Raw genomic sequence first — 24,594 nt, 5'->3', positions numbered from 1 at the left:
TCTCCGGGCCGGGAGCCCCCCTTGACCTCCAGGGGAGCAGCATGGTGAATTGGTCCTACCGGTTGGGCCGATCCGTGAGGCGCCTGGCCTGGAACGGAGGAAAGAGACCGCAGTGAGTACTGCACCCAGCGCGACCCTGCGCTCCCAATTCCCGGCGGCAGAGCAGTTCCTGTACCTGGACGCCGCCCACCAGACGCCCCTGTCGGCGCTCGTACGTTCAGCCCTCGACGCCTTCTACGACGAGGCTCTGGAGTCCGCTGGCCCGAAGAAGCGCTGGCTGGCGCGGGTGGCGGAGGTCCGGGCCCGACTGGCGGCCTTCCTGGGCGTGGGCGTCGACGAGATCGCGTTCACCAAGAACACCTCCGAGGGCCTCAACATCGCCGCACACGGCCTGCACGTGGAGCCGGGTGACAACGTGCTGCTCCTGGAGGGCGAACACCCGAACGTCGCCTACGCCTGGCTCAACCGCCATCCGGACGGGCTCGAGGTGCGGATGATCCCGCAGGACAAGCACAAGAAGTGGGCCGACGCCGACACCTTCGCCCCCTACCTCGACCACCGGACCCGGGCGATCGCCCTGTCGCACGTGATGTTCCACAGTGGACAGCGCAACGACGTCGCGGGCATCGCCCGACACGCCCGCTCACACGGGGCCGAAGTGGTCGTGGACGCCATGCAGTCGGTCGGCGTTCTCGACGTCGACGCCCGCGCCCTGGGAGTCTCCGCGCTCGCCACCGGCTGCCACAAGGGCCTGCTCGTGCCCCAGGGTCTCGGTGTGCTGTACACGCCGTACGGGGCGGAGGCGCTGCGACCGACCTACCTGGCCCTGGCCGGTGTCAACGACCGCGACGAGCATCGCGTCGTCACGGTCGGACGCGTCGAGCCCCGCAACGACGCCCGGCGCTTCGAGATCGGCAACTTCAACCTCCCGGCGATCCATGCGCTCGGCGCCGCGCTGGACCTCATCGAAGGGATCGGCGTCCGCCAGGTCGAGCGGCACGTCCTGGACCTGGGCGACCAGCTCATCGCCCACCTGGACGACCTCGGCATTGCCCTGGTCGGACCTCGGGAGCGCGAACACCGCTCGCACATCCACGTCCTGGATCTGCCCGCACCGCAATGGGCGGAGTTCCTCGCCGCCGAGGGCGTCCGTCTCTCGTTCGTACGCGACGGAGCCCGTGTCTCCTTCGGCCTGTACAACAACGCCGACGACGTGGACCGGCTGGCAGCCGTCCTGCGCCGGGGGCTGCGGACCATCCCCCGCGCCCACGCGGTCTGACGCGCCCGTTGCAGAACCCAGCCCGACGAACCACCTGGAGCGAACCCGTGACCGCACCGGCCGACACCCGCACGGAACACGACCTGCTGGGCGACAGAGCCGTCCCCGCCGATGCCTACTACGGCGTGCACACCCTGCGCGCCATCGAGAACTTCCCCATAACCGGCACCCCGATCGGCCGCCACCCGGAACTGGTCGTCGCGCTGGCCTGCGTCAAGCAGGCCGCCGCCGAAGCCAACCGCGAACTCGGACTCCTGGACGCCGACAAGGCCGCCGCTATCGTCTGCGCCTGTGAGGACATCCGGACGGGCCGGCTGCACGAGCACTTCCTGGTGGACGTCGTCCAGGGCGGTGCCGGCACTTCCACGAACATGAACGCCAACGAGGTCATCGCCAACCGTGCCCTGGAGCACCTCGGCCGGCCCCGCGGCGACTACCTGCACCTGCACCCGCTCGAAGACGTCAACATGACCCAGAGCACCAACGACGTGTACCCCACGGCGGTCAAGCTGGCCCTGTACGTTCTGATCCAGCGGCTCGGAGAGGCGCTGGACGCACTGGCGGCGGCGTTCTCGGCCAAGGCGGAGGAATTCGCCGACATTGTCAAGATGGGCCGGACCCAGCTGCAGGACGCCGTCCCGATGACCCTCGGCCAGGAGTTCGGCAGCTATGCCGTCATGGTCCGTGAGGACGCCGAACGCCTGACGGAGGCCGCCGCCCTTCTCACCGAGATCAACCTCGGGGGCACGGCCATCGGCACCGGACTGACCGCACACCCCCGCTACGCCGAACTCGCCTGCCTGCGGCTCCGGGAGATCGCCCAGATGCCCCTGACCACTGCGGCCGACCTCGTCGAGGCGACGCAGGACGCCGGATCGTTCGTGACGCTCTCCGGCGTGCTCAAGCGCATCGCGGTCAAGCTCTCCAAGATCTGCAACGATCTGCGCCTGCTGTCTTCCGGTCCACGGGTCGGCCTGTCCGAAATCGGACTGCCCCCGGTCCAGGCGGGGTCGAGCATCATGCCGGGCAAGGTCAACCCGGTCGTTCCCGAGGTGGTCAACCAGGTCGCGTTCCAGGTCATCGGCAACGACCTCACCGTCACCATGGCCGCGGAGGCGGGGCAGCTCCAGCTCAACGCCTTCGAGCCGATCATCGCGCACAGCCTCTTCGCGTCACTGGGCCAACTCACCGTCGCCTGCCACACGCTGGCGGACCGGTGCGTCGCCGGTATCACCGCCAACACCGAACACCTGCGCCGTGGCGTCGAGCACTCGATCGGCGTGATCACTGCCCTCAACCCGCACATCGGCTACGCCACCGCCACCGCCATCGCCGCCGAGGCGCTCGCCACCGGCCGCAGCATCCCGTCCCTGGTGGTCGCCCGGGAACTGCTCACCGAAGCGGAACTGGCCGACATCCTGAGACCGGAGAAACTGGTGCGTCCGGTGACCCCGGCCGACCGCTGAGACGGGGCCGGGCCGGGGAGGCTCCCCGGCCCGGGCTCAGCTCTGCAACACCGGGTAGTCGTGGTAATGCTGGCTCGTCGCCTCGTACGCCGCGACCACGTCCTTCTCGCGGATCGCCTTGACCAGCGCCTTGTGCACATCCAGCGAGTACGCGCCGATCGCCGGGGTGTACCGGGTGTGCAGCAGCCATTCGTGGCTCTGGTGCTTGGTGGTCAGTTCCGTGACCAGGGTGACCAGCAGCGGCGTACGCGATGCCGCTGCGACCGCCCGGTGCAGGTCCATGGTGGTGCGCAGATAGCTCTCGTAGTCGTCCTGCTCCAGATGCTCTTCCATCTCCGCCACAAGAGCGTCCATCTTGAGCAGGTCCGACCGGGTCGCCTTGCGGATCGCCGCCAGGGCGCTCGCAAGCTCGAGCGCCTCGCGTGCCTGCAGCAGCTCGGTGATGTTCAGTGCGGCAAGGAGCCCGGCGTCGTTCTCGTCGCGGGCCGGGCCTTCTGGGGTCGCGACATAGCTGCCGTCCCCGAGCCGCGTCTCGACATGGCCGCTGAGCTGGAGCACGGCGAGCGCCTCACGGATCGCGTTCCGGCTGACGCCGTACTCGCTCGCCAGATCCCGCTCCGAGGGCAGCCTCTGACCGACCGGCAGTTCACCCGCCCGGATCCTCGCCAGCAACGCCTCCGCAACGAGTTCCGGCTTGCGCCGACGGCCATGCGAGTTCTGTGACGCCATGGACTCCTCACACCCCTGCCGCCGGTAGGACCAACCGGTAGGACCAGCTTTCCACGTAGTCCCCACCATGGTCAACAGGCGGCCCGTCCAGGCCGACACCGACGCGGTGAGCACGGACCTGCACCTGGGACGCGTACAGGGCGTCGGCTCGGAGGTGACGAAGCCCCGACAGGATCACCTCAGAACCGGGCTCGGCATCGCGGAACACCCGCCTCATGGCCTTACAGTAGACGTTGTTTCACTTGGTGAGTCGGCGGTAGCTGATGAGGGCTGCGGCTATGCCGACGAAGGCCAGGAAGTGCTCGGCCTTGCGCTCGCGGCGGCGGTGCAGGCGTCGGCATCCGGCCGGCCAGGAGACCGTTCTCTCGACGACCCAGCGGTGTCGGCCGAGCCGCGTGGACGACTCGATGCCCTTGCGGGCGACGCGGTGGCGGATGCGACGCTCTCGAAGCCATTTCCGCAGGTGGTCGTAGTCGTAGCCCTTGTCGGCGTGGGTACCGGACTGGAGACCGGGTGGCCCGGGGCGGCGACGGCCCGGTGCACCTGGGCCGCCTCGACAGCCAGGTCAAGATCAGTGGCTACCGTGTCGAGCTGGGCGAGGTCGAGGAGCCCTGCGCGCGCGTCGCGGTGTCACCGACGCGGTCGTGGTGGCCCCTACCGACCGCTCCGCGCCCGTCCTGCAGGCGGTCTACACCGGGGACGCGGCCGATCCGGCGCCCCTGTTGGAGGCGTTGCAGGAACGGCTGCCCGCCTCCATGGTGCCGGGCACCCTGCTGCGTCTGCCGGCACTGCCGCTCAACCTCAACGGCAGGACCGACCGCGGGGCCGTCGTGGCCGCCCTGGACACGGCACGGCGGGCCGCACCCCGTACTCCCCTGCGCACCCCCGCGGACCGGACCGCCGCAGACGTCCCCCGCACCCTCTCCCCCTCCCCGGAAGGAACCCGGTGACCGTGACCACCGCCACCCGCACCTCGCTGCCGACCTGACCGTGCCGGCTTCTGGTCTTCTGCTCGCCGTACCGCGATGCGCGGCAACTGCCGAGGTGAGGACATACAGGTGAGCGGGCCGGTCGCGACATTCTCGACCGGCCCGCTCGCCTTCGGGGTTACGCGGGGCCCGAGGTGTCGAGGGCCAGGGTGACCGCGAGGCCGCCGAGGACCGTGCCCATCAGGTACCGCTGCACCTTGAGCCAGGAGGGGCGGCGGGCCAGGAAGCCCGCGATGGAGCCGGCCGCCAGGACGATGCCGAGGTTGACCGCGACGCTGACCACGATCTGGACCGAGCCGAGGATCAGGCCCTGCAGGAGGACGTGGCCTTCGTCCAGGTCGATGAACTGGGGGATGAGCGACAGGTACATGACGGCGATCTTCGGGTTGAGCAGGTTGGTCATCAGTCCCATCGTGAACAGGCGGCGCGGGGAGTCGTGCGGGACCTCCTGCGGGGTGAAGACGGAGACACCGCCCGGCTTCAGCGCGTTCCAGGCGAGGTAGGCGAGGTAGGCCGCACCGGCCAGCTTCACCGCGAAGTACAGCTCGGGCACGGCGAGGAAGATGACGGACAGGCCCAGGTTCGCGGCCAGCAGGTACACCATGAAGCCCAGGGCCACGCCGCCCAGGGAGGTGATCCCGGCGCGCTTGCCCTGCGTGATGCTGCGGGAGACGAGATAGATCATGTTCGGGCCCGGGGTGAGCACCATCCCGAGCGCCACCACCATCACGCCGAGGACCCCGCTCAGTTCAACCATGGAAACCTCTTCTCGATGCCGTGACCTGGCCCTGCTCGGAGCAATGCACGGATCATATTGATTCGCATTACTCGATGCAATGAGCAATATTGCACTCGGTGCAATATCATGGTTTGATCGGAGTGGACCGAGCGGCATACGAACGAGGGGAGAGCGCCGTGAAGGACTACCGGACCGTCGCCGACGCGGTGGCCGAGCAGATCCTGACCGGAGTCCTCCGGCCGGGCAGCCGGCTGCCCCCGCAGCGCGATTTCGCCCGGCAGCACGGCATCGCCGGCTCCACCGCCGCCCGCGTCTACCGGGAGCTCGCCCGCCGGGGCCTCACGCTGGGCGAAGTGGGCCGCGGCACCTTCGTCCGCGCGGAGTCCTCCCGGGCCGCCGCGCCCGCGCTCACCGAACCCGCGGGCACTCGGATCGACCTGGAGCTCAACTACCCGGTGGTGCCTGAGCAGACGGCACTCCTGGCCGAGGGCCTCGCCGGGCTGATGCGCCCCGACGTGCTCGGGGACGCGCTGCGGCCGGTCGGCGCGGCCGGCCTGCCGGCCGTCCGCGAGGCGGCCGCCGACCTGTTCGCCCGCGGCGGCTGGCGCCCCGAACCGGAGCGGGTGCTGTTCGCCGGGAACGGGCGGCAGGCCATCTCGGCCGTGGTCCCCGCCCTGGTGCCGCCGGGCGGCCGGCTCGGGGTAGAGGCGCTGACCTACCCCGTCATCAAGGCCGTCGCGGGCCGGCTCGGCATCACCCTCGTCCCGCTGGCCATGGACGAAGCCGGGCTGATTCCCGAGTCCGTCGAAGAGGCCCACCGCAGCGGCCCGCTGAGCGCCGTGTACGTCCAGCCGACCCTGCACAACCCGCTCTCGCTCACCATGTCCCCGGAGCGCGTGGGGCACTTGGCCGAGGTGCTGCTGCGGCTGGGGATCCCCGCGATCGAGGACACCGTCTGGGCGTTCCTGCGCGACGAACTGCCGCCGCTCGCCGCGCTGGCCCCGGAGCGCACCGTGCTCGTCGACAGCCTGTCCAAGCGCATCGCGCCCGGCCTGACCCTCGGGTTCGTTGTGGCGCCCCGGTCCCTGGTGGGCGACATCAGCACGTCCCTGCGCTCGGGCGGCTGGACCCCCATGCGGTTCGCCCTGGAGTGCGCCTACCGCTGGCAGCAGGACGGGACCGTGCAGACCCTCGTCAAGGCGAAGCAGCGGGAGGCCGCCGTACGGCAGGAGCTGGCGGCCCGGCAGCTCGCCGGCTTCGACGTGCAGAGCGATCCGGGCTCGTTCCACTGCTGGTGGCAGCTGCCCCGCCCGTGGCGCGCGGACACCTTCGTCGCCGCCGCCGCGCGGCACGGCATCGGCGTGGCGCCCGCGGCCGCGTTCACCGTCGGTCGCAACAACCCGCCCGACGCGATCCGGCTGGGGCTCGCCTCGCCGCACATCGACGTCCTGGCCCAGGCCCTGCAGACGCTCACCGAACTCGCCCGGTCCGCCCCGGACGACCTGGTCACCGACTAAGCCCCCGTCGGCGCCCCGGCCGCCCGCTGATGCACGTGGCGGCGATGAGGGGCAGTCCGTGGAACCTGGTCAGTCCACCGGGTGGGCGTCCACGCAGCTCTTCTCCAGCGGCACCGCGTAGTGCGCGAGGAGCGAGGTAGGTTCGTTGCCTTCCCCGGCCTGGCCCTTGGCCAGGCCGGCCAAGCCCCTGTTGCGGAACTCCCCCTTGGCGTCCACGAGGGAGCCCGCGGACGTGGCCGAGGCACATCCCGTGTCACCCAGATGGAGCAATAGGAGGGGCAGCGCAACGCGGGGGAGGCAGAGGCTTGTGGTGACCGCCAAGAAGGAAAGGACTGCCGTCATGGCACAGCCTGGAACCTCTGCGCCGTCGTCACTGACCACCTCGGACGTCGTCTCCCTGCGCTTGGCATCCCAGCCCGACCGAGCTGTGACTGGTCACATTCCCCCGGAGAAGAGCGGGGAGGTGACTCTCGAGGACTGGGACCACAGCATGGGTCAGTTGTGGAAGGTGACCCCGGAAGGTGACCACCTGCTGATCTCTCTGGGCGACTCACCGACGGGGTATCTGTTTGCGACGAACGAGCCCCGGACGGTGATCGAGATTGCGGCCGATCCGTCCAGCCCCAAGGTGCACTGGAAGCTCTCGCCAAAAGGAGACGGCTACCAGATCGTCTCGGAGTTCAGCGGGCTGTACATGTGCGCCCAGAAGGACCGGCTGATCCAGGCCGAAGGAAACGGCGCGGGCAACGACGTCTGGCTTCTGAAGAAGGAGGCGTAAACCCCGAGGGTGCCGGCGCTGCTCATCCGAACAGGGGCACCTCGCCCGGCTCGACGTCGCTGCGGATGCGCAGCAGCCTCACCGGACACCGGAAGCGGCCTGCGCTGTCGCGGGCGACGTCGACCGTGATCTCGGCGACGATCTCGGGCGCAACCAGGCGCACGGCCAACGGCTCCCGGGAGCTCCGGACCGGGAAGCCGGAACGGAGGGCGCGCGTGGAGGCGCCCGGGTGTGCGGGACCGGTCCAGCGCCGTCAGTCGAGAGCGTCGAGCAACTCGCGCTCGCGCTGCGCGCTGAGCCCCGCGCGTCTTTCCCGGTCCAGCCCCTGCTCGTGTTCCCAGCGCAGCGTGTCGGCCAGCATCTCAGCCCGGGGCCGGTGACGCAGCCCCGCGGCGCGCGCCGAGGACCCGTCCCGGGACTCCGGTCGGTCGGGGCGAGCAGGGCCGCGGACTCGTCCGCCCCCGGCGTGGCGTGAGAGGCGTAGGCGTTGCCGGATGAGACATACACCCAGTGCCCGGCCTTGCCGCCCAGCACGTCGAGCGCTCCACGAACGAAGCCGGGCTGCCATGACACCTCGACGACCGCGTCCCATACCCGGTCGAGCAGGGGCTCGTACGCCGACGGATCGCGCCGGTCGGCGGCGACCGATGTCGCTCCGTCCGCGACTTCTCCGCTCTCGCCACGCGCGAGGCAGGTCACCCGACGGCCGCGTTCGATCGCCTGCCGCGACAGTTCCCGAGCCACCCATGCCGTTCCGCCCAGAACCAGGATCTCCATACCGACACACAAGCACCGGGATCGCCGCCCGGCCAGGTCGATTCGCCGACAGCAGATGCTCAGCCGTCAGACCGGTCTCAACTCTCGGGCCATGACGTCGACCCGCCGAGGCGTCCAAGCACCGGATCACAGAGTCACACTGGAGTACGAGTCCGTGCAGGTTGACGGTTGTTGCACGTCGGCAGTCGGCGGCGCAGACGGATCGGGAGCCCGGTCGTGATCGAGGGGACAGGACCTGTCTCTGAGGCTCCGTCACCGGCGCCGACCCACCGTCACCGAACCGGCACATCGCACCGTCGGCCCCTCACGGCGCTATTCCACCGCAGTGAGCGTCGCGTAGACCACGACGTTGCCCCGGTATCCGGTGTGCTCGGCGTAACCGCCCCCACAGGTGATCACCCGCAGCTCGGCCCGCTCGGAGTCGCCGTAGACCTTCTCGCTCGGGAAGCTGTCCTTGGCGTAGACCTCCACGGCGTCGACGGTGAAGACGGCCGTGCGCCGGTCCTGCCGGTCGATCTCGATCGTGTTGCCCTTGGCCAGGGCGCCGAGGCCGTAGAAGACGCCGGGTCTGCCGGTCCGCAGGTCCACGTGCCCCGCGGTGATCGCCGTGCCGACGGAGCCGGGCGTGGTACCCCCGCCGTACCAGCCGGCGAGATCGGGCTCGTCGGCGGGCGGGGGGCGCAGCGCCCCCGCCGAGTCCAGGCTCAGCCTCGTGAGGGGGGCGTCGACCTCGATGGCGGGAATCCGGATCCGCAGGGGTTCGGAGGGCCGCAGCGGCTGCACGGCGGAGTCGGCCGCGGCGGTGCGGCCGGCCGACGGGGCCGACGGGGCGGAGAAGGCCTGGCCCGCCGAGGGCTGCGGTGGCTGTCCGTCGTGCAGCGCGCCGGTCACCAGCACCGTACCCACCGCCAGGATCCAGATCAGAAGCCTGACCGACGGGATGCACGGGGGCGGGGAGGCGCTGTCGTCGTGCCTGGATGTCATCGCGGTGGTGCCTCTTGCGTGCCGTGAGGTGGGTGTCCCCGCCTCACGGCCTCCGGGGCGAAGGGGGCCCGGGGGGACGTGAGGCGGGGGGAGGGCGGTCAGGTGCGGTTCGCGCTCGAACGGTGACGCATCCTCACCGTCCACCCGGCGGCAGCCGCGGCGACCAGCGCTCCACCCAGGGCGAGCTGCGGGGCCGAGTCCCGGGGACTTCCGAATCCGGCCTCGACGGCCCCGTCGGGCCGGCGCTTCCCGAGCTCGTACGAAGCCGTGATCCTGGTGCGCGGTGGGCACTTGACGGTGACGGTGTCGGTGTCGGGCAAGGGCCCCTCCGGCAGCGTGAACTCGCCGGTCAGCACACCCTTGCTCTCGCCTTCGAAGAGGTGGAACTTCCCCGCCACCTCGGACTCGCCCTTGCCGTAGGTCACACCGTCGCCGCAGGCCGCGACGGAGACCGTGACCTTGGATCCGGGCGAGGCGCCCCACGACCTGATGTCGAGACCGGAGCCGTCCGCGGCGGCGGCGACCGGAATCTGCAGGGCCAGGGCACCGACCACCAAGCCGATACCGATGCCAATACGTGTGTTGCTCAAAGCAATCCTCCTGTGAAAGAGCGTCCGGCCGGCCTGTACGGCGTCTCGTTGTACGTCACTGACGAGGCAACCGACGCTCCGTCACCTCCGCAACGTGACGGAGGGCACCTGCGTCGCCCGGGCAGCGGTACAGATCACCCGCAAGCGATCATCTGTGCAGGTCGCGGAAGTCGCCGCCGCCGCGGCGGACAGATCGTCAGGGGTCGGCGAACAGGCTAACGACGTCCCACCGACGGCCGGGGCCGTGTGCCGGGCGGTGACCGGCGGGGGCCGTGCCGAGCGGGTCCCGCGGTGAGGCCCGCTCGGCCGGATCGGGAGCGTCACAGACTGAGCGCGTCCTCCGCGTTGTCCGCCCGGCCGCATCCGGCAACTCACCACAACCCGCCGGACTCGCACCGACGAGAAGCCCGGCAGGGACGAAGGTCTCCAGGCCGCCCGCCCCACCGGCGTCACGAGCAGCACTCATCGAGGAAGCACCACCATGAACGGGACCAACCACCCCGCCGCGCAGGAACCCGGCCGCTTCGGGCGCATCTGCGCATGGATCCGCCGCCGCAGCGCCCTGATCTCCAGCGCCCTGCACGGCGCCACCTGCGCAGCGGAGCCGCCGCCGTCGGCCTGATCTTCTGGTGGCTGCGCCGGCTGATCCCAGCTCCCCGCCGGCCTGGGCCGCAGGTGATCGGGCGCTGGTGGGCTCGCAGCGGTCCGGGGCTCACCGGCCTGGGCGCGGTGGGGCACCGGGCCCGGGCGGGCTGGCCTAGGGGCCTCAGGTGGTGGTGGGCCAGGTGCGCAGCAGCGCGGCGATCTTCCCGGCGGTGCAGGCGGGGTCGAGGAGCAGGTCCTTGAGGGCGAGGGCGTCCTCACGGCCGGGCTTGACGGAGATCCCGGCGGCCTCGAGGTACATGACGCCGGACGCCGCGGCGACGGCCATGTTGGAGCGCTCGAGCCAGCGGCACCGGCCCAGTGTGTGCACCAGGGCGGCGGCCTTGGCATACGGGCCGTCGTAGACGGGGTGCTCGAACAGCTCGGCCCGGTGACGGGCGACCGCCGAGACCGGGACACCGTAGTCATCGGGGGCTGGATCGTCCGCTCCAGCGGCCTCGGCGACCTGCAGGATCCAGGGAACGTCGATGTGCAGGTCCATCAGGCCGCGCGCGCTCCCCGGGGTGCCTGCTGCGCCTGTTCGGCCTCATCGAAGACCGCCTGGTGATCGGCCAGGAAGCGGGCGGCCGCCCCCACCGCCCGGGCGCGCAGCCCGCTGGCATCGTCCTGCACCAGCCGCGCGAGGTAGTCGCCGACGCTCAGCCCCAGGTCGGCGGCGCGCCTCTTCGCCAGTTCCGCAACGTCTTCGTCCACGCGGGCACCCAGCTGTGTCTTGGCCATACCAGCATGGTAACAGCTGTTACCGCGCTCGCGGCCAATGGTGTCAGCGGCCCCTGTGCGCCTGCGCCTGCGCCTGCGTTCCCTGATCACGTACACCTCGGTCGCTGCCACGGCACTCTCCGTTCACGGACTGGGCCCCGGCTGCCCCGGCGTGCGCCGGTGCGCCGGGGCCGTCCGTGCGGGGCTGCGCCTCCGGGGCGCGCCGCGGGTGTACCTGACGCCCCCGCCCGAGTCCGCCGCGACTTCCGGCACATCCGCCCTCAAGCCGCCTGCCCGGCCCAGGCACCGAAACCCTCCCGGCCCCGGCACCGGACGCCCCCCGGCACACGCTCAACTGCGGCGGCCGGTCAGGCGTCGGCCGTGGGTGGTTCTACAGGTCGAACTCGATGTGCTCGATGTCGGTGAAGCGGATCTCCTCAAGGCTGCCGGCGCGGCGGCCGCCGTCCTGGAAGTACGTCTCCTTGAGTCCTTCGGCGGCGATCTGCTGCAGTCGCTGGTCGCCGGCGCCGGCCTGCTGGGCGTCGAAGAGGCGGGCGGCGTAGTGCGGTGGGAGCGCGACGGTCAGGTGCCGGAGGCGGGCGTCGTCGGAGGTGCCGATCGGTGCGGTGTAGCCGATCCGGGCGCGGGTGTCGATGACGATGCCGCCGGTCGTCGCCGCCCTCTGCCGGGCCTTGGCGCGGATCTGCGGCTGCCACCGCTTGATCACCTCGCGCTCCAGGCGCGCGGCCAGGTCCGGGCGCGGTTTCCTGATCTGGTTCTTCACGTACCGTTCGACGGTGCGCTGGGAGATGCGGAGCATCTGGGCGACTGCTCTGGTGCTCTTGAGCTGCTTGACCAGGTAACGCATCTGCGCGGGCGCGGTCTTGGGTGCCGGGCGGGTGAACGCCTTCTGCACCGCGGCCTCCAGGCCGTCGCCGAACAGGGTCATCGCTCTCTCCTACTCGCCGTTGTCGAGGTCGGTGACGGCGCCGTCCTTGATGTAGCGGGCCAGGTTCAGGTCCGGGGCGTCGAAGCGCTCGCGGACCTCTTCGCCCCACAGGACGCTCTGGGTTCCTTCGTGCTTGACGAGGCCGGGGTTGACGCCGAGTCTGAAGCCGCCGGGCAGTGCCTTGCCGTCCCGGTAGGGAAGGAAGTCCAGGGGTGATTCGCCGTTGGCAGCGTAGACGACGCAGTCGGAGAGGATCGCGATCGGGTACTGGCCGGTGAACGCCGCGTGCTTGAGGATCTTGCGGTGGAGGTTGACGCGCGTGCGGGAGATGACCGCTGCGCGGATGTCCGGCCGCCACGTCGGACGGGACAGCGCACGCCACGGCCGGCCCGGCCGCCAGCCCTCACCGCGGGGGCGTTCGCGCAGTTTGCCCAGGCCGCCCTTGACCGTGGCCTTGATCGCCGAGACGACGGTCGCCAGCTCGGGATCGCGCTCCCTGTAGCCCTCCATCGCCGCCAGGAAGTCCGACGGCTCCATGTCCGCGCGCACGCCCAGCTCGGCCATCGTGGCCAGGTAGGCGTCACGCAGCCGCTGGTACCAGTCGTCCAGGTAGCGGCCGCTGTCGTAGCGGACGTACGCCTCGATCGGGCGGACCTCGTAGCCCAGTTCCACCGCGTAGGCGACGGTGGGCGTGGCGTACCAGGCCGGGCCCTCGGGGCGCTCGCCCTTCGGCGTGAACGGGCTGGGCAGCAGACCGGCGTCCAGGTCGGCCCATTTGTCCGTGCCGGTCTTGACCCTCGACAGGTCGACGTGGGACAGGTCGACCAGCCAGGAGCCGGGCAGTTTCGGGTCGAACACCGGTGCCTCGAGGTGCGTGGGCGCTCCGAGGCCGACGACCAGGCCGTTGGCTCCGGCGGCGAAGGCCAGGTTCACGTCGATGCCGACCAGGTGCCGCAGAGTGCATTCGTCGTCGGTCATCGGCCGCGCCCAGTCGTACGCCTCCTCGAACAGCTTCTCGCCGGGGCCGCGGACGTGGAAGCGCGGCAGGTCCGCCAGGAGCGGGTGCCCGTCGGGGGCCTCGCAGGGGGCGCAGTCGACCGGTTCCCCGCCCAGGGAGCCGGGGTTGTGCTCGGAGTGCCGCTTGCCCGTCCGGTCGGGTTCGGAGGCGCGGGTCGGCGGGTGCAGCGCGGTCATCAGCTCCAGGCCGGTCACGGCGGTGGAGCCGCGCGGCGTCATCACCCGCGACGCGTACACGCCCAGCAGCCGGGCGAGTTCCGCCGGCGGAAGCTGAGCGGCGTTGCCCCAGTGGCGGGGGTCGAGGGCGTGCCAGGAGGGGATGCACAGCTGTACGCAGGCACGCTCCGACCCGGTGGCGGGACGGTAGATCCGCGCCCAGGGCCCGAACCCGCGCTTGGTGAGCTTCCACTGCGCGCGTGCCAGCTGTTTGACGACCTTGTGGCCTTCCGGGATCCGCCCGGCGAGCCGCTCCTCGTCCGTGAGGGTGACCGGCAGGCCGTAGCGCCTCAGGGCGGCCTCGGTGAGCACGAGCAGCGGGTCGGCGTCCTTGCCCGGTCCGGCCAGCCGCGCCTGGCCGAGTCTCGCCTCCGCCAGTGTCCAGTCCACCAGGGCCGGGACGCTCCTGGCAGGGACGTCCAGGACCAGGCCGCCCGTGCAGTACGCGAGGACCTGGCCGTCGGCGTCGACGTCGATCACCGCGAGCGGCCCGTTCTCGAAACGCGCGTCCGTGCTGCTCGCCGGGGCGTTGGCCGAGACGGTCCGCCGGGCGGTGGCGTGGCGCGGTGCCGGTGCGCTGCCGGCGGCGCGCGGCGGGCGGGGGGCGGCCTGTTCGGCAGGAGCGGCGGGTGCGGGGACGGTTCGGGAATCCTCACGTTCCGTCGTGGGCCGGGTCTCCGGAGCCGGGGCATGGGGGGCCGGGGGGTTGGGGGCCGGGGGGTTGGGGGCCGGGCCTTGGAGCTGGGGCTGCTCCGCCGCGTCGAGTCGAGGGTCTGCCGTCGCCGGTGCCGGGGCGGGCGGGGGGTAGAGTTCCGCGAGCTTGTTCAGCAGCCGCGCGTACGCTTCACGCTCAGGCCCGCGCGGCTCGACGGGCTTCTTGACCGACTCCCAGCCGGAGACGGTCGCCCGACGCACCTTCAGCGCGGCGGCCACCTCGTCCAGCGTCAGACCATGGGCCTGACGCAGACGCTTGCGCTCCTCCACCGGCGGCAGTGCGGCGCGGGATGCCACCAGCGCATCGACCGCCTCGAACAACTCGGACATGGCCACCTCCTGAGGCGATCACCCTATCGCAGCAACCGTACGAGGTGCGTACATAAGCCGTACGTGCGCAACGCGGGTGAGCACGGCGGTCACCCGTCGCGGGGTCGGTGCGCCGTCGGCGTGCCGTTGCGGGGTCGGTGCGCCGTCGGCGTGCCGTCGCACCGGCGGGCTGCGGCTGGCCTCCCCGTACGACACGGACGCGCGCTACGGCCTCACGCAGGGCTCCTGGTGGACCGCGACCGAAGCGGTCCACCACATGCTCGCCGCCCGCGAAGGATCCTCCAACCGGAACCCGCGCTCCGCTCAGGTCAGTGAGCGCACCTCCGCGACGTCGTATTCGGCAACCACGGCGGCGAGCATCGCCGCGCCCTGCTCGTCGCCCGGACCATCGCCTCGGAATGCCTCGACGGCCGCCTGCGATTCCCACCGCTCGAAGATGTTGATGCGCCCGGCATCCACCAGGTCCGCGGTGATGGCGAAGTCGAGGCAGCCCGACGTGCGGCGGGCCAGTTCGACAACGGTCACACAGCCTGCGAGATAGGACTCACGCTGTTGACGGTCGACAATGATGTGCCCTGCGATGATCACCATGTGCTGCTCCGTACTGGGTTCGGACCGGCTGTCGCCAACTATGACGGTCGACCGAGGCCGAACTCATCGACGCACGCGTCATGGAACCTGCGGCCCTGCCGCTGCGCTGGGGCCGGCTTCACCGCTCGCCACGGACTGTGGGAGCGCTGACTGGCCGCACCTGGGGAACTCACGACCTGTGCCTGTCCTGTCCGCCCCGGTCCCGGCTGCCGCCTGTCTGCGCGACCTCTCAGCCGGCAGGATCGGTGACACGGGTCCTACCGGCACCCCGACTCGCCCTGTCGTTCAGGGGCGTGGCGGGTGAGCCGGGCGGGCTGGGCGGCGGTCGATGCCGGTGGGGAAGCTCTGCGGGGCCGAGGGACCGTCCCGGCCGCTGTTGCGAAACCGGTCCACCCTGCGCCCGGACACCGCCGCAGTCCCGCCGCCGAACGGCGGGAGCGTTCACACAGCCGCAACCCAGATCAGGTCACAGATCCTGATCTGCTGTTGTTCCGGATAGACGCTGTAGTTGAAAAAGACGGGATCGTTGGGCACGGGGAGGCTGTACCAGGTGACACCGCGAATCATCATGGGCAGGCCGGGAGGCGGGTTGGCGGATTCCACCGCGCTGCCTACTTCCAGCGCCAGGGCCCGGAGGAACCGGACGATGTTGTCGTGGAGGTCGGCGTAGCCCGCGTCACGCATCTGTCTGAGTACCTTGGAGGCGGTGACCTGGGTGACGGCCGTCCAGCCTGCTGAAGCCGACTGCATCAGTCGTCCGCCTCCGGGAGTTCGACGAGCCCTACCGCGGCGACGGTGTCGTCGAGGCGTTGATCCCGGTCGGGCACGGCCTCGAACATGGCCTCAAGCCACCATGTGCTCAGCACCGTATCCAGGGCGTCGCCTTGCTCGGCGTGCGTCACGGCGGCGTGAAACTCTTCACGTCGCACGAGGGGCAGGGCGTCATTGATGGCGGCGATGGTGCGGGGAATCGCCGTCACGCAGGGATCGCCGTGCGAGGGAGCAGCTCCATTGGCGTTCACTCGAATTCCGCGTCCTTCCGGCTCGAATGGTCCGGTGACCACGCTACGCGGGCAGAACACGTCGGCGGGCCGAAACGGATGATGTTGCTCTCGGTTCCGTTCTGGCCAGAGTCCGTGTCCGGTGCTCGCTCTGTCGGCAGCATCGCGTGGTCATCGCGCCGCTTCGCGATCAGCGTGCGGTCCTCGTCGTCCAGGAAGAAGGACCCCTCCGGCTCCGGCCGGGTCGGCTCCTCGTTGAACGTGCCGTACGACGCCGCTTGTTCGCACCGATTGAGTCCGTCACCGCGGGTCACGCTGTCGGCGGGGGCGGGTGGTCACCAGAGGGGGTGGGCGGTCGGCGTACCGGCGCCGCAGGTGGTGGCCAGGTGGTGGGTGCGGCGCAGTAGTGCCTGGGCCGCCGAGGTGTCGCCGAGGGTGTGCAGGGTGGTGCCGAGGTCGGCCAGCGCGCGGGCCAGTTCGGGGCGGTCGCCGGCGGCGCGCAGTGCGTCGGCCGCGCGGGCCAGGGTGGCGGGGCGGCGGGCGGCCTCCTCGGTGGCGGCGCGCAGGCGCAGTGCGGTGCCGCGGTGGCGGGGGCCGAGGCCGGCGGGGGTGGTGAGCTGCTGGTCGAGCAGGGAGGCGGCGTCGTGCGGGCGCCCGAGGTGCAGCAGGGCTTCGGCGGCGTCGATGCGCCAGGGCAGCCGCGCGAAGAGGCCGGTGCGGGCCAGTTCGCCCGCGCGCAGGAAGTCGGCGAGTGCGGCCCGGGGGCGGTTCACGGCGAGGCGGTGGCGGCCCCGGGCCCTGAGGTAGCGGGGGAGGTCGGCGGTGCGGGTGGAGGGCTCGGGGGCGGCACGGTGCAGGTGCCGGCCGGCCTCGTCGTGGCGGCCCGTCTCGGTGAGGACCTCCGCGAGGGCCGCCGTGGGCCAGCGGCCCGGGAAGGTGGCGGGTGTGGTGGCGCGTGCGGCGGCCTCCGCCTGCTGTTCCGCCTCGGCGAGTTCGCCCAGGCAGAGCAGGGCTTCGGCGCGCAGTGCGCCGAACGCGGCCTGCCGGCCGCTGACTCCGGCCCGGGCGGCGCGGGCCCGTGACCGTGCGCAGCGGTCCGCCGCTGCGCGCGGGTCGCCGGCCAGGAGGAGTGCGTGGGCGTCCCGCAGTCCGGGCGCGCACGGGTCCGGACGCGGCGGGGAGTGCGCGTCACGGTCCGTTCGTTCAGTGAATCCCGCCGCCTGCGGGTTCGGCCACGCCTCTCCAGGGGAGTTCGAGCGGTGCTGTGGCCGGGCTGGACGGCGGCCTCGGGGCAGGCGGTGGTAGCGCCGGGGGGTGGGTGCGGGCTCGCGTGTACTCGGCGGAAGCCGGCGGCGGCACGGTCCCGGCCGGGACCGCTCCGTCGTCGCGTGCGGCACGGCGGCGCCCGCGTGGGGCCGCGGTCAGGGCCGGTCGGTGGCGGTGTCCGGGGCCGCGGTCCCGGGTTTGGTGTGGAGGACCTCGCGGGCCTGCTCCGCGGCGCGGATGGTGCTCTCCCGGACGAAGTCGAGGAAGCGGGCGATGTTCTCGAGGCGGGTGGCGGCCGGGGTGCCGGGGCCGAGGATGCCGACGCCCTCCTGGGAGGCCTTGACGACCTGGGCGAGGGACGCGGCGCTGGCGATCATCGCCTGGTACCAGACGTCGTCGCCCACGAGGTAGCGCTCACGGCGGCGTTCGTCGCGCTCCCGGCGGACGAGGCCCTGGCCCTCCAGGAACGCGATCGCCTTGGAGATGGACGCCGGACTGACCTGGAGGCGCTGGACGAGTTCGGACGCGGTGAGGCTGCCCTCGTCGGTGGTGTAGAGGCAGACCAGCACCCGGGACATCATCTTGGGCACGCCCGACTGCATGAAGACGCCGGTGAGGGTCTCCTCGTACGCGCGAACGGCCTCGGGATCGCGGCCGTAGGGCTGCTCGGGGGCCTGCTGTCCGCTCCGGGGCGCGGCCTGCCGGCGGCGGTGGGCACGGCGCTCGGCGGCGAGGTGGGCCAGGTCGGCGCGGTAGGAGGTGGGGCCACCGTTGCGCATCACCTCGCGCGTGATCGTCGAGGTCGGCCGGTCCAGGCGCCTGGCGATCTCCGCGTAGGGGAGGCCGTCGGCCAGCCCGAGCGCGATCTGCTGGCGTTCCTGCTGGGTGAGTCTGCCTCCCGGCATCGCGGCCTCCTTCGTGGTGCGTGGTGGGGCAGCATAGCGTTCACCTTCGATTCATTGCAACGGAAAGAGAGAGATCGTTGCGTTAGATGGAGGTCCATTGCAACGAATTCGAGGTCATGAGATGCAGGTCCCGGATTTCAGCGCAACATACTTGTTGCTCTTTTCATGAATGCAACGTAGCGTTTCTTTCATCGGAAAGATCGGCCGAGGAGCCCGCGATGCAGAAGACCCAGAGCACCACGCACACGTTCGCCACCACCGCCCCCATCACGGCCGTCCTCGACGTCCCCGCCGGGCACATCCGGTTCATCGCAGCCGACCGGGCCGACGCGACCGTCGAGGTGCTGCCCGCCGATCCCTCCCGGAGCCGGGACGTGAAGGCGGCCGAGGAGACCACGGTCGAGTACGGCGACGGCGTCCTGCGCGTCGTGACCCCGGGGGAGAACCGGTTCTTCGGCCCGTCCGGCGCGCTGGAGGTCACCGTCCAGCTGCCCGCAGGCTCGCGGGTGGAGGCGCGGTCGGCCGGTGGCGAACTGCGCGGCGTGGGGCGGCTCGGCGACGTCGTCTTCGAGGGCGCCCACGGCACGGTCAAGCTCGACGAGACCGCGGACGCCCGGCTGTCCCTCCAGGCCGGCGACGTCCTCGTCGGCCGCCTCGGCGGGTCCGCGGAGATCAGCACGCAGAAGGGCGACCTCACCGTCACCGAGGCCGTGCGCGGCACGCTCACCCTGCGCACCGAGCACGGCGCCATCACCGTCGGCGCCGCCCGCGGCACCTCCGCCACCCTCGACGCCGGCACCGGGTACGGCCGGATCAGCAACTCCTTCGGCAACACGGCCGGTTCCGCCGCCGAGCTGGTGGTCCACGCCACCACCTCCTACGGCGACATCACCGCCCGCAGCCTCTGAGGAGGGATCGCATCGCCCCGGGCGCGGTGCTCAGCGGCGCCGCAGGAGCAGGGCCGCCAGCAGGGCGCAGCCCGCGAAGGCCGCCCCGGTGGCGAAGCCGCCCGGCATCCCGCCGGTGTGGGAGGAGACCATGACGAGCGTGGCCAGGCCGATGGAGCCGCCCACGGACTGCAGGGAGTCGAGGACAGCGGCGGCCGTGCCCGCCTCGTCGCCGCGCAGCCCCGAGGTGGCGAGGACGGTCGGCGGCAGCACGCAGCACGCCATGCCCGCGCCGAGCAGCACCAGCGCCGGCAGCACCGTGGCCCGGTAGCCGCCGCCCGCCGGGAGCGTGGACAGCCACAGGTTCCCGGTCACCAGCAGCACGGCACCCGTGGCCCACAGCCGGCGGCTGCCGATGTGCCGTTCGAGCCTGCCCGCGGCCACCGCCGTCACGGCCATGGTCACCGGCAGCGGCAGCAGCGCCCAGGCGGTGGCCGGCGCCGACCAGCCGTGCTGCTGCTGGAAGTACTGGCTGAGGAAGAAGTACGTGCCGATCAGGGCGCCGGGCGCGGCGAGGGTTCCCAGGTAGGCGAGCAGCCGGTCCCGGTCGGCGAACAGCCGCGGCGCCACGACGGGCTGCCCTGCCCGCCGTTCGACGGCCGCGAAGACCGCCAGCGTCGCAACCCCGCCCAGCACGCAGCCGACGGCCACCGGGTCGCTCCAGCCCCGCTCGGCGGCCTGGGCCAGCCCGTAGACCAGCAGGGCGGCGCCCAGCATGGACAGCAGTGCGCCCGGCAGGTCGAAGCGGCCGCGGTGGCGGGGCGTCTCGTCGAGCACGAGCGGCGCGGCCAGCACGATCGCCACGCCGAGGGGAACGTCGAGGTACAGCACCCAGCGCCAGGAGGCCAGCGAGGTGAGCGCGCCCGCGAGGAGCAGCCCGCCGGCGCTGCTGACCGCGCCCACCATCGTGCACACGGCGATCGCCCGCCTGCGGGCGGCCGACTCCGTGAACGTGCTGAGCAGCAGGGCGAGTCCGCTAAGGGCGGCGAGCGCCGCGCCGGCGCCCTGCACCGCCCGTACGGCGATCAGGAACTCGGCGGAGTGGGCGAGGCCGCGCAGTGCCGCGGCCGCCGTGAACAGCGCGACCCCCGTCATGAACACCCTGCGGCGGCCCAGGATGTCGCCGGCCCGGCCGCCGAGCAGCAGCAGGCCGCCGAAGGCGAGGAGATAGGCGTGGACGACCCACGCCGCGCCCGTGGCGGACAGCCCGACGGCCTCGCGCAGGCCGGGCAGGGCGATGTTCACGATCGGGTCGTCGAGCTGGATCATCGCGTTGCATCCGGCGATCACGGCGAGGGCGGCGCCGCCCCGGGCCCGCCCGCGGCCGCGCGGTGCGGGCGCCTCGGGCACCACCGTCGGCTCCGACGCGTGCACGGTCGTGAACGGCCTCCTGACGACGGGCGGACGGCGGGTGGTCGCCGGCCGACGTCCCAAGAGCCGCCGGAGAATCGGTTCAGCCCCGCTCGAGGGACGGCCGTGGGAGGTGCCGCCCGCGCGCCCGCGGAGCGGGCCGGGAGACCGCCGGAGCGCCTGCGGGCAGCCGGCGAAGCGGACCGGCCGACAGCGTTCACTTCCATCCATTGCAACGGAGTCGAGCAAAGACCGTTGCGTTAGATTCCTAGTTGTTGCAACGATTTCACCGCTTTGAGCTGCTCGTTTTTCGATTTCATGCAACAAGTTGGTTGCCGAAATGACGAATGCAACGTAGCGTTTCTGTTGTCTGAAAAACCGAGCTAGGAGTCCGAGATGCAGACGTTCAAGACCCCCGCGCCCGTGTCCGTCGTCCTGGACGTCCCCGCCGGGAACATCAGGTTCACGGCAGGCGACCGGGCCGACACCACCGTCGAGGTCAGCCCTTGCGACCCCTCCAGGAACCGGGACGTGAAGGCGGCCGAGGAGACCGAGGTGACCTGCGCCGACGGCGTCCTGCGCATCGAGACCCGGCAGGAGACGAACCCGGTCGTCGGCGCCTCCGGCTCCCTGGAGGTCACCGTCGAGCTGCCCGCCGGCTCCCGCGTCGAGGCGAAGGCGGCCAGCGGTGAGCTCCGCGGCGTCGGACGCCTCGGCGACGTCGTCTTCGAGGGCGCGCAGGGCGCGGTCGACCTCGAGGAGACCGCGAACGCCCGGCTGTCCCTCCAGGCCGGCGACATCACCGTCGGCCGGCTGGACGGCACCGCCGACCTCACCACCCAGAAGGGCGACCTCACCGTCACCGAGGCCGTGCGCGGCACGCTCACCCTGCGCACCGAGCACGGCGCCATCACCGTCGGCGCCGCCCCCGGCACCTCCGCCACCCTCGACGCCGGCACCGGATACGGCCGGATCGACAACTCCTTCGGCAACACGGCCGGTTCCGCCGCCGAACTGGTGGTCCACGCCACCACCTCCTACGGCGACATCACCGCCCGCAGCCTGTAACAGCGCCCCAGCACACCCGCCCCGTGAGGAAGGACGCCGCCATGACGCCGCTCGCACACGAGCCCGCTGTGACGGCTCCGGCCGGTCCCGGCCCCGCCGCCTCCCTCCTCCGGTTCGCGGTCCTCGGCGGCGGCGTCGGAGTCCTCTCCAGCCTCGCGGTGCCGCTGCTGGCGGCGGCACTGCCGTGGGCGGTCGCGAACGCGGTCGTCATCGCCGTCTCGACCCTGCTGTGCACCGAACTCCACGCACGTTTCACCTTCGCCAAGGGGCGGCGCGCCCAATGGCGCGAGCACTGGCGGTCCGCCGGCTCGGCGACGGCCGCCTGCCTGGCCACCAGCGTCGCCGTGGGGGTCCTGCACCTGGTGCAGCCCTCCCCCGGCCTGCTCACCGAGCAACTCGTCTACCTCGGCGCCTCCGGCCTCGCCGGCACCGGCCGCTTCGTCGTCCTGCGCCGCTGCGTCTTCGCCGGCCCCCGCGGCCGGGCCGTACGGCCGCTGGTGCGGCGGGGCGCGGTGCGCGTGCCCGCCCTGACGACGGCCGCCTAGCTGTCGTCGCACTCCCGTCCGCCCCGCGAGACCTGGCACGCAGCAGACGTGGCGGGGCCGGGCCGGGCGGCGACGGGAGTTGCCGTCGCCCCCGTGCTCGGCCAGGGCGGCCGGCCGCAATCGGATTCGTCTCCTTCCCCCCTCCCCTCGACGGAAGTGCGGTTAACAGTGGCTACCTTCCTCTACACACTCGGCCGTTTCGCCTTCCGGCGGCGCGGCCTCGTGACCCTGCTGTGGGTGCTGATCGTCGTCGGCGTCGGTGCCGCGGCCTCCTCCGCCCCCACACCGCCGACCGAGCAGTTCTCGATGCCGGGTACCGAGTCGCAGAAGGCGTTCGACCTGCTGGAGGAGAAGTTCCCCGACGCGGGCGCCGACGGTGCCACCGCCCGTGTGGTGATCCGCGCACCCGAAGGCAAGGAGATCGCCGACGAGGAACCGGCGGTCAAGAAGCTCCTCGGCGAACTCGGCACAGCGCCCCAGGTGGCGGGCGTCGCCGACCCGTTCGCCGCCGGCACCGTCAGCCGGGACGGCCGTACCGCCTACGCGGTGGTGTCCTACGAGGTCACCGCGCCCGACCTCACCGACGAGGCGCACGAGGCGCTCACCAAGGCCACCGACCGGGCCCGGGCCGGCGGACTGACCGTCGAGGCCGGCGGTGACGCCGTCCCGATCGAGCAGACCGTCTCCGGCACCGGCGAGCAGGTCGGCGTCCTCATCTCGGCCGTCGTCCTGCTCCTCACCTTCGGTTCGGTGATCGCCGCCGGCATGCCGCTGCTCACCGCCCTGATCGGCGTGGGGGTCGGCGTCTCCGGCATCACCGCGCTGGGCTCCACCCTCGGCCTGTCGGCCACGACGTCGACGCTGGCGATGATGATCGGCCTCGCGGTCGGCATCGACTACGCCCTGTTCATCGTCTCCCGCTACCGCTCCGAGATCGCCGAGGGCCGCGCGCCGCGTGAGGCCGCGGGCATCGCGACCGGCACCGCCGGTTCGGCCGTCGTCTTCGCCGGGCTCACCGTCATCATCGCGCTGGGCGGCCTCGCGGTCGTCGGCATCCCGATCCTCACCAAGATGGCGCTCGCCGCGGCGGGCACGGTCGCCGTCGCCGTACTGATCGCGGTCACCTTCGTGCCCGCCCTGCTCGGCTTCGCGCCGCGCCGGGTGCTGGCAGTCGCCGACCGGCGCCTGGTGCAGGCCAAGAAGCCGCTGTCGGCGCGCAAGCTGCGCAAGTCCGAGGAGAAGGCCGCGAAGCTGGCCGCGCGGACCAAGCCGGCCCTGTCCACGCGCTGGGCGTCCTTCGTGGTGCGCCGCCCGCTCGGGGTGCTGCTCCTGGCGGTGGTCGGCCTCGGCGCGATCGCCCTGCCCGCCACCAAGCTGGAGCTGGGCCTGCCCGGCGAGGGCACGATGGCCACCGACACCACCCAGCGCAAGGCCTACGACCTGCTGTCCGACTCCTTCGGCCCCGGCTTCAACGGCCCGCTGACGGTCACCGTCGCGGGTGAGGACGCGGCCGCCGCCGGCGGCAAGGTCGGCGCGGAACTGAAGAAGGACGGGAACGTCGCCTCCGTCTCCCAGGCCACCGCCAACAAGGCCGGCGACACCGCCATCTTCAGCATCGTCCCGAAGACCGGCCCGACCGACACCGAGACCGAGGACCTGGTCAAGGACATCCGCGCGCGGGCGGCGGCGCTGGAGGCCTCCTCGGGCGCCACCGAGATCCTGGTGACCGGCCAGACCGCGCTGTTCATCGACTTCTCCCAGACCCTGTCCGACGCGCTGCTGCCCTACCTGGCCCTGGTGGTCGGCCTGGCCTTCCTGCTGCTGCTCCTGGTGTTCCGCTCGGTCCTGGTCCCGCTGAAGGCGGCGCTCGGCTTCCTGCTCTCGGTGAGCGCGGCGCTCGGCGCGCTGGTCGCGGTGTTCCAGCTCGGCTGGGCCTCCGGGTTCTTCGGCATCGAGCAGACCGGTCCGATCATGACGACGCTGCCGATCTTCATGATCGGTGTGGTCTTCGGCCTCGCCATGGACTACGAGGTCTTCCTGGTCACGCGGATGCGTGAGGCCTACGTCCACGGCACCTCGGCGAAGGAGGCCGTCGTCACCGGCTTCCGGCACAGCGGCCGGGTGGTCGCGGCCGCCGCGATCATCATGATCAGCGTCTTCTCGGGCTTCATCCTCGAGACCGACGACCTGGTCGCGATGATGGGATTCGGCCTCGCCGCGGCCGTCCTGTTCGACGCCTTCGTGGTCCGGATGGTCATCGTGCCCGCCGTGCACTCGCTGCTGGGCGACGCCGCCTGGTGGCTGCCGCGCTGGCTGGACCGGCTGCTGCCGAACGTCGACGTCGAGGGCGAGAAGCTCCAGCGGCGACTGCACTCCACCGCGCCGGAGGGCCGGCGGAGCAGCCCGGAGCCCGAGCCGGACCTCGTGCACTGACACACCGCACGGGCCCACGGGGGCGGCCCGGCACGACCGGACCAGGTCGTGC

Annotated in this window: 27 protein-coding genes and 2 pseudogenes; 10 read left to right on the top strand and 19 right to left on the bottom strand. The window is 71.9% G+C overall.

Translation table 11 applies throughout. The features are described from left to right. The first annotated feature begins 112 nt into the window (after positions 1-112). Entirely contained in the window at positions 113-1,279 is a 1,167-nt protein-coding gene (locus tag ACFW6P_RS28980; RefSeq protein ID WP_386358995.1) for an aminotransferase class V-fold PLP-dependent enzyme, read from the top strand. A 47-nt stretch (positions 1,280-1,326) separates the two neighbouring features. Next, positions 1,327-2,745 carry an aspartate ammonia-lyase gene (locus ACFW6P_RS28975; RefSeq protein ID WP_386358993.1) on the top strand — a complete coding sequence of 473 codons (1,419 nt, stop codon included), beginning with the start codon at positions 1,327-1,329 and terminating at the stop codon, positions 2,743-2,745. Between the two features lie 36 nt (positions 2,746-2,781). Here ACFW6P_RS28975 and ACFW6P_RS28970 read toward each other — a convergent pair whose 3' ends face one another. Together ACFW6P_RS28970 and ACFW6P_RS28965 are read right to left on the bottom strand one after the other, a co-directional pair. Beyond that, positions 2,782-3,474: a FadR/GntR family transcriptional regulator gene (locus ACFW6P_RS28970; protein ID WP_386358991.1), complete on the bottom strand. Its 693-nt coding sequence runs from the start codon at positions 3,472-3,474 to the stop codon at positions 2,782-2,784. A gap of 238 nt (positions 3,475-3,712) precedes the next feature. After that, a pseudogene (locus ACFW6P_RS28965) lies at positions 3,713-4,012 on the bottom strand (transposase); the annotation flags it as partial. A gap of 106 nt (positions 4,013-4,118) precedes the next feature. Here ACFW6P_RS28965 and ACFW6P_RS28960 point away from each other — a divergent pair. After that, positions 4,119-4,424 carry a hypothetical protein gene (locus tag ACFW6P_RS28960; protein WP_386358989.1) on the top strand — a complete coding sequence of 102 codons (306 nt, stop codon included), beginning with the start codon at positions 4,119-4,121 and terminating at the stop codon, positions 4,422-4,424. Between the two features lie 157 nt (positions 4,425-4,581). Here the strand turns inward: ACFW6P_RS28960 and ACFW6P_RS28955 are convergent, their stop codons facing one another. Continuing rightward, entirely contained in the window at positions 4,582-5,220 is a 639-nt protein-coding gene (locus tag ACFW6P_RS28955; RefSeq protein WP_386358987.1) for a LysE family translocator, read from the bottom strand. Between the two features lie 158 nt (positions 5,221-5,378). Here ACFW6P_RS28955 and ACFW6P_RS28950 point away from each other — a divergent pair, with 158 nt between their 5' ends. Further along, complete coding sequence (locus ACFW6P_RS28950; RefSeq protein WP_386358985.1) at positions 5,379-6,719, top strand: PLP-dependent aminotransferase family protein; 1,341 nt, start codon at positions 5,379-5,381, stop codon at positions 6,717-6,719. Positions 6,720-6,788: 69 nt separating this feature from the next. Here the strand turns inward: ACFW6P_RS28950 and ACFW6P_RS28945 are convergent, their stop codons facing one another. After that, positions 6,789-6,935 (bottom strand): hypothetical protein, encoded by a 147-nt coding sequence (locus tag ACFW6P_RS28945; protein WP_386358983.1) that lies wholly within the window; start codon positions 6,933-6,935, stop codon positions 6,789-6,791. 94 nt (positions 6,936-7,029) lie between these two features. Between ACFW6P_RS28945 and ACFW6P_RS28940 the strand changes: the two genes are divergently transcribed. Then, entirely contained in the window at positions 7,030-7,497 is a 468-nt protein-coding gene (locus ACFW6P_RS28940; protein WP_386358981.1) for an RICIN domain-containing protein, read from the top strand. A gap of 22 nt (positions 7,498-7,519) precedes the next feature. On the opposite strand, the gene ACFW6P_RS28935 is transcribed toward ACFW6P_RS28940, so the two are convergent. From ACFW6P_RS28935 to ACFW6P_RS28920, 4 genes and pseudogenes are all read right to left on the bottom strand, one after another. Beyond that, entirely contained in the window at positions 7,520-7,660 is a 141-nt protein-coding gene (locus ACFW6P_RS28935; protein ID WP_386358979.1) for a hypothetical protein, read from the bottom strand. Positions 7,661-7,750: 90 nt separating this feature from the next. After that, a pseudogene (locus ACFW6P_RS28930) lies at positions 7,751-8,274 on the bottom strand (hypothetical protein). Positions 8,275-8,586: 312 nt separating this feature from the next. Next, entirely contained in the window at positions 8,587-9,258 is a 672-nt protein-coding gene (locus ACFW6P_RS28925) for a class F sortase (RefSeq protein ID WP_386358977.1), read from the bottom strand. A 98-nt stretch (positions 9,259-9,356) separates the two neighbouring features. Next, on the bottom strand, positions 9,357-9,848 hold the full coding sequence (locus ACFW6P_RS28920; protein ID WP_386358975.1) for a sortase: 492 nt from the start codon (positions 9,846-9,848) through the stop codon (positions 9,357-9,359). A 481-nt stretch (positions 9,849-10,329) separates the two neighbouring features. On the opposite strand from ACFW6P_RS28920, the gene ACFW6P_RS28915 reads away from it, so the two are divergent. Beyond that, entirely contained in the window at positions 10,330-10,470 is a 141-nt protein-coding gene (locus ACFW6P_RS28915) for a hypothetical protein (protein ID WP_386358973.1), read from the top strand. 144 nt (positions 10,471-10,614) lie between these two features. Here the strand turns inward: ACFW6P_RS28915 and ACFW6P_RS28910 are convergent, their stop codons facing one another. From ACFW6P_RS28910 to ACFW6P_RS28865, 10 genes are all read right to left on the bottom strand, one after another. Further along, positions 10,615-10,992, bottom strand: coding sequence for a fic family toxin-antitoxin system, toxin component (locus ACFW6P_RS28910; RefSeq protein ID WP_386358971.1), 378 nt, complete (start codon positions 10,990-10,992; stop codon positions 10,615-10,617). Continuing rightward, entirely contained in the window at positions 10,992-11,231 is a 240-nt protein-coding gene (locus ACFW6P_RS28905; protein ID WP_386358969.1) for a hypothetical protein, read from the bottom strand. Before ACFW6P_RS28905 ends, ACFW6P_RS28910 begins: the two co-directional genes overlap by 1 nt. Positions 11,232-11,601: 370 nt before the next feature. Then, the gene (gene tpg / locus ACFW6P_RS28900; protein WP_386358967.1) at positions 11,602-12,159 is read right to left on the bottom strand and encodes a telomere-protecting terminal protein Tpg; all 558 of its coding nucleotides are present in this window, start codon (positions 12,157-12,159) and stop codon (positions 11,602-11,604) included. A gap of 9 nt (positions 12,160-12,168) precedes the next feature. Then, complete coding sequence (tap, locus tag ACFW6P_RS28895; protein ID WP_386425345.1) at positions 12,169-14,436, bottom strand: telomere-associated protein Tap; 2,268 nt, start codon at positions 14,434-14,436, stop codon at positions 12,169-12,171. A 303-nt stretch (positions 14,437-14,739) separates the two neighbouring features. After that, positions 14,740-15,027 (bottom strand): putative quinol monooxygenase, encoded by a 288-nt coding sequence (locus ACFW6P_RS28890; RefSeq protein WP_386358963.1) that lies wholly within the window; start codon positions 15,025-15,027, stop codon positions 14,740-14,742. Positions 15,028-15,468: 441 nt separating this feature from the next. Next, entirely contained in the window at positions 15,469-15,777 is a 309-nt protein-coding gene (locus ACFW6P_RS28885; protein ID WP_386358961.1) for a hypothetical protein, read from the bottom strand. After that, positions 15,777-16,049: a hypothetical protein gene (locus ACFW6P_RS28880; protein ID WP_386358959.1), complete on the bottom strand. Its 273-nt coding sequence runs from the start codon at positions 16,047-16,049 to the stop codon at positions 15,777-15,779. Before ACFW6P_RS28880 ends, ACFW6P_RS28885 begins: the two co-directional genes overlap by 1 nt. Continuing rightward, the gene (locus ACFW6P_RS28875; protein WP_386359043.1) at positions 16,046-16,342 is read right to left on the bottom strand and encodes a hypothetical protein; all 297 of its coding nucleotides are present in this window, start codon (positions 16,340-16,342) and stop codon (positions 16,046-16,048) included. The genes ACFW6P_RS28880 and ACFW6P_RS28875 overlap by 4 nt, the downstream gene beginning before the upstream one ends. Before the next feature lie 21 nt (positions 16,343-16,363). Beyond that, the gene (locus ACFW6P_RS28870; protein WP_386358957.1) at positions 16,364-17,425 is read right to left on the bottom strand and encodes a hypothetical protein; all 1,062 of its coding nucleotides are present in this window, start codon (positions 17,423-17,425) and stop codon (positions 16,364-16,366) included. 24 nt (positions 17,426-17,449) lie between these two features. After that, positions 17,450-18,199, bottom strand: a complete 750-nt coding sequence (locus tag ACFW6P_RS28865; RefSeq protein ID WP_386358955.1) for a helix-turn-helix domain-containing protein — start codon at positions 18,197-18,199, stop codon at positions 17,450-17,452. A 218-nt stretch (positions 18,200-18,417) separates the two neighbouring features. On the opposite strand from ACFW6P_RS28865, the gene ACFW6P_RS28860 reads away from it, so the two are divergent. After that, complete coding sequence (locus ACFW6P_RS28860) at positions 18,418-19,107, top strand: DUF4097 family beta strand repeat-containing protein (protein WP_386358953.1); 690 nt, start codon at positions 18,418-18,420, stop codon at positions 19,105-19,107. Positions 19,108-19,137: 30 nt separating this feature from the next. Here ACFW6P_RS28860 and ACFW6P_RS28855 read toward each other — a convergent pair whose 3' ends face one another. Continuing rightward, positions 19,138-20,520 carry an MFS transporter gene (locus tag ACFW6P_RS28855; protein ID WP_386358951.1) on the bottom strand — a complete coding sequence of 461 codons (1,383 nt, stop codon included), beginning with the start codon at positions 20,518-20,520 and terminating at the stop codon, positions 19,138-19,140. 372 nt (positions 20,521-20,892) lie between these two features. Here ACFW6P_RS28855 and ACFW6P_RS28850 point away from each other — a divergent pair, with 372 nt between their 5' ends. From ACFW6P_RS28850 to ACFW6P_RS28840, 3 genes are all read left to right on the top strand, one after another. Next, complete coding sequence (locus tag ACFW6P_RS28850; protein WP_386358949.1) at positions 20,893-21,564, top strand: DUF4097 family beta strand repeat-containing protein; 672 nt, start codon at positions 20,893-20,895, stop codon at positions 21,562-21,564. A 41-nt stretch (positions 21,565-21,605) separates the two neighbouring features. Further along, entirely contained in the window at positions 21,606-22,109 is a 504-nt protein-coding gene (locus tag ACFW6P_RS28845) for a GtrA family protein (RefSeq protein ID WP_386358947.1), read from the top strand. A gap of 168 nt (positions 22,110-22,277) precedes the next feature. After that, positions 22,278-24,542, top strand: a complete 2,265-nt coding sequence (locus ACFW6P_RS28840; protein WP_386425342.1) for an MMPL family transporter — start codon at positions 22,278-22,280, stop codon at positions 24,540-24,542. Positions 24,543-24,594: the final 52 nt, after the last annotated feature.

The organism is Streptomyces sp. NPDC058741 (assembly GCF_042746715.1).
In the GTDB taxonomy this organism is placed as follows: Bacteria; Actinomycetota; Actinomycetes; order Streptomycetales; family Streptomycetaceae; genus Streptomyces.
The sequence above is the reverse complement of the archived record's forward strand: the minus strand, read 5'-3'. Positions and strand labels throughout refer to the sequence as shown.

What these genes read in the sequence shown, in the direction of transcription:
- ACFW6P_RS28970 (WP_386358991.1), bottom strand. Translation starts at nt 3,474, where the DNA reads ATGGCGTCACAGAACTCGCATGGCCGTCGGCGCAAGCCGGAACTCGTT.
- ACFW6P_RS28955 (WP_386358987.1), bottom strand. Translation starts at nt 5,220, where the DNA reads ATGGTTGAACTGAGCGGGGTCCTCGGCGTGATGGTGGTGGCGCTCGGG.
- ACFW6P_RS28925 (WP_386358977.1), bottom strand. Translation starts at nt 9,258, where the DNA reads ATGACATCCAGGCACGACGACAGCGCCTCCCCGCCCCCGTGCATCCCG.
- ACFW6P_RS28915 (WP_386358973.1), top strand. Translation starts at nt 10,330, where the DNA reads ATGAACGGGACCAACCACCCCGCCGCGCAGGAACCCGGCCGCTTCGGG.
- ACFW6P_RS28910 (WP_386358971.1), bottom strand. Translation starts at nt 10,992, where the DNA reads ATGGACCTGCACATCGACGTTCCCTGGATCCTGCAGGTCGCCGAGGCC.
- ACFW6P_RS28905 (WP_386358969.1), bottom strand. Translation starts at nt 11,231, where the DNA reads ATGGCCAAGACACAGCTGGGTGCCCGCGTGGACGAAGACGTTGCGGAA.
- tpg (WP_386358967.1), bottom strand. Translation starts at nt 12,159, where the DNA reads ATGACCCTGTTCGGCGACGGCCTGGAGGCCGCGGTGCAGAAGGCGTTC.
- tap (WP_386425345.1), bottom strand. Translation starts at nt 14,436, where the DNA reads ATGTCCGAGTTGTTCGAGGCGGTCGATGCGCTGGTGGCATCCCGCGCC.
- ACFW6P_RS28890 (WP_386358963.1), bottom strand. Translation starts at nt 15,027, where the DNA reads ATGGTGATCATCGCAGGGCACATCATTGTCGACCGTCAACAGCGTGAG.
- ACFW6P_RS28885 (WP_386358961.1), bottom strand. Translation starts at nt 15,777, where the DNA reads ATGCAGTCGGCTTCAGCAGGCTGGACGGCCGTCACCCAGGTCACCGCC.
- ACFW6P_RS28865 (WP_386358955.1), bottom strand. Translation starts at nt 18,199, where the DNA reads ATGCCGGGAGGCAGACTCACCCAGCAGGAACGCCAGCAGATCGCGCTC.
- ACFW6P_RS28860 (WP_386358953.1), top strand. Translation starts at nt 18,418, where the DNA reads ATGCAGAAGACCCAGAGCACCACGCACACGTTCGCCACCACCGCCCCC.
- ACFW6P_RS28850 (WP_386358949.1), top strand. Translation starts at nt 20,893, where the DNA reads ATGCAGACGTTCAAGACCCCCGCGCCCGTGTCCGTCGTCCTGGACGTC.
- ACFW6P_RS28845 (WP_386358947.1), top strand. Translation starts at nt 21,606, where the DNA reads ATGACGCCGCTCGCACACGAGCCCGCTGTGACGGCTCCGGCCGGTCCC.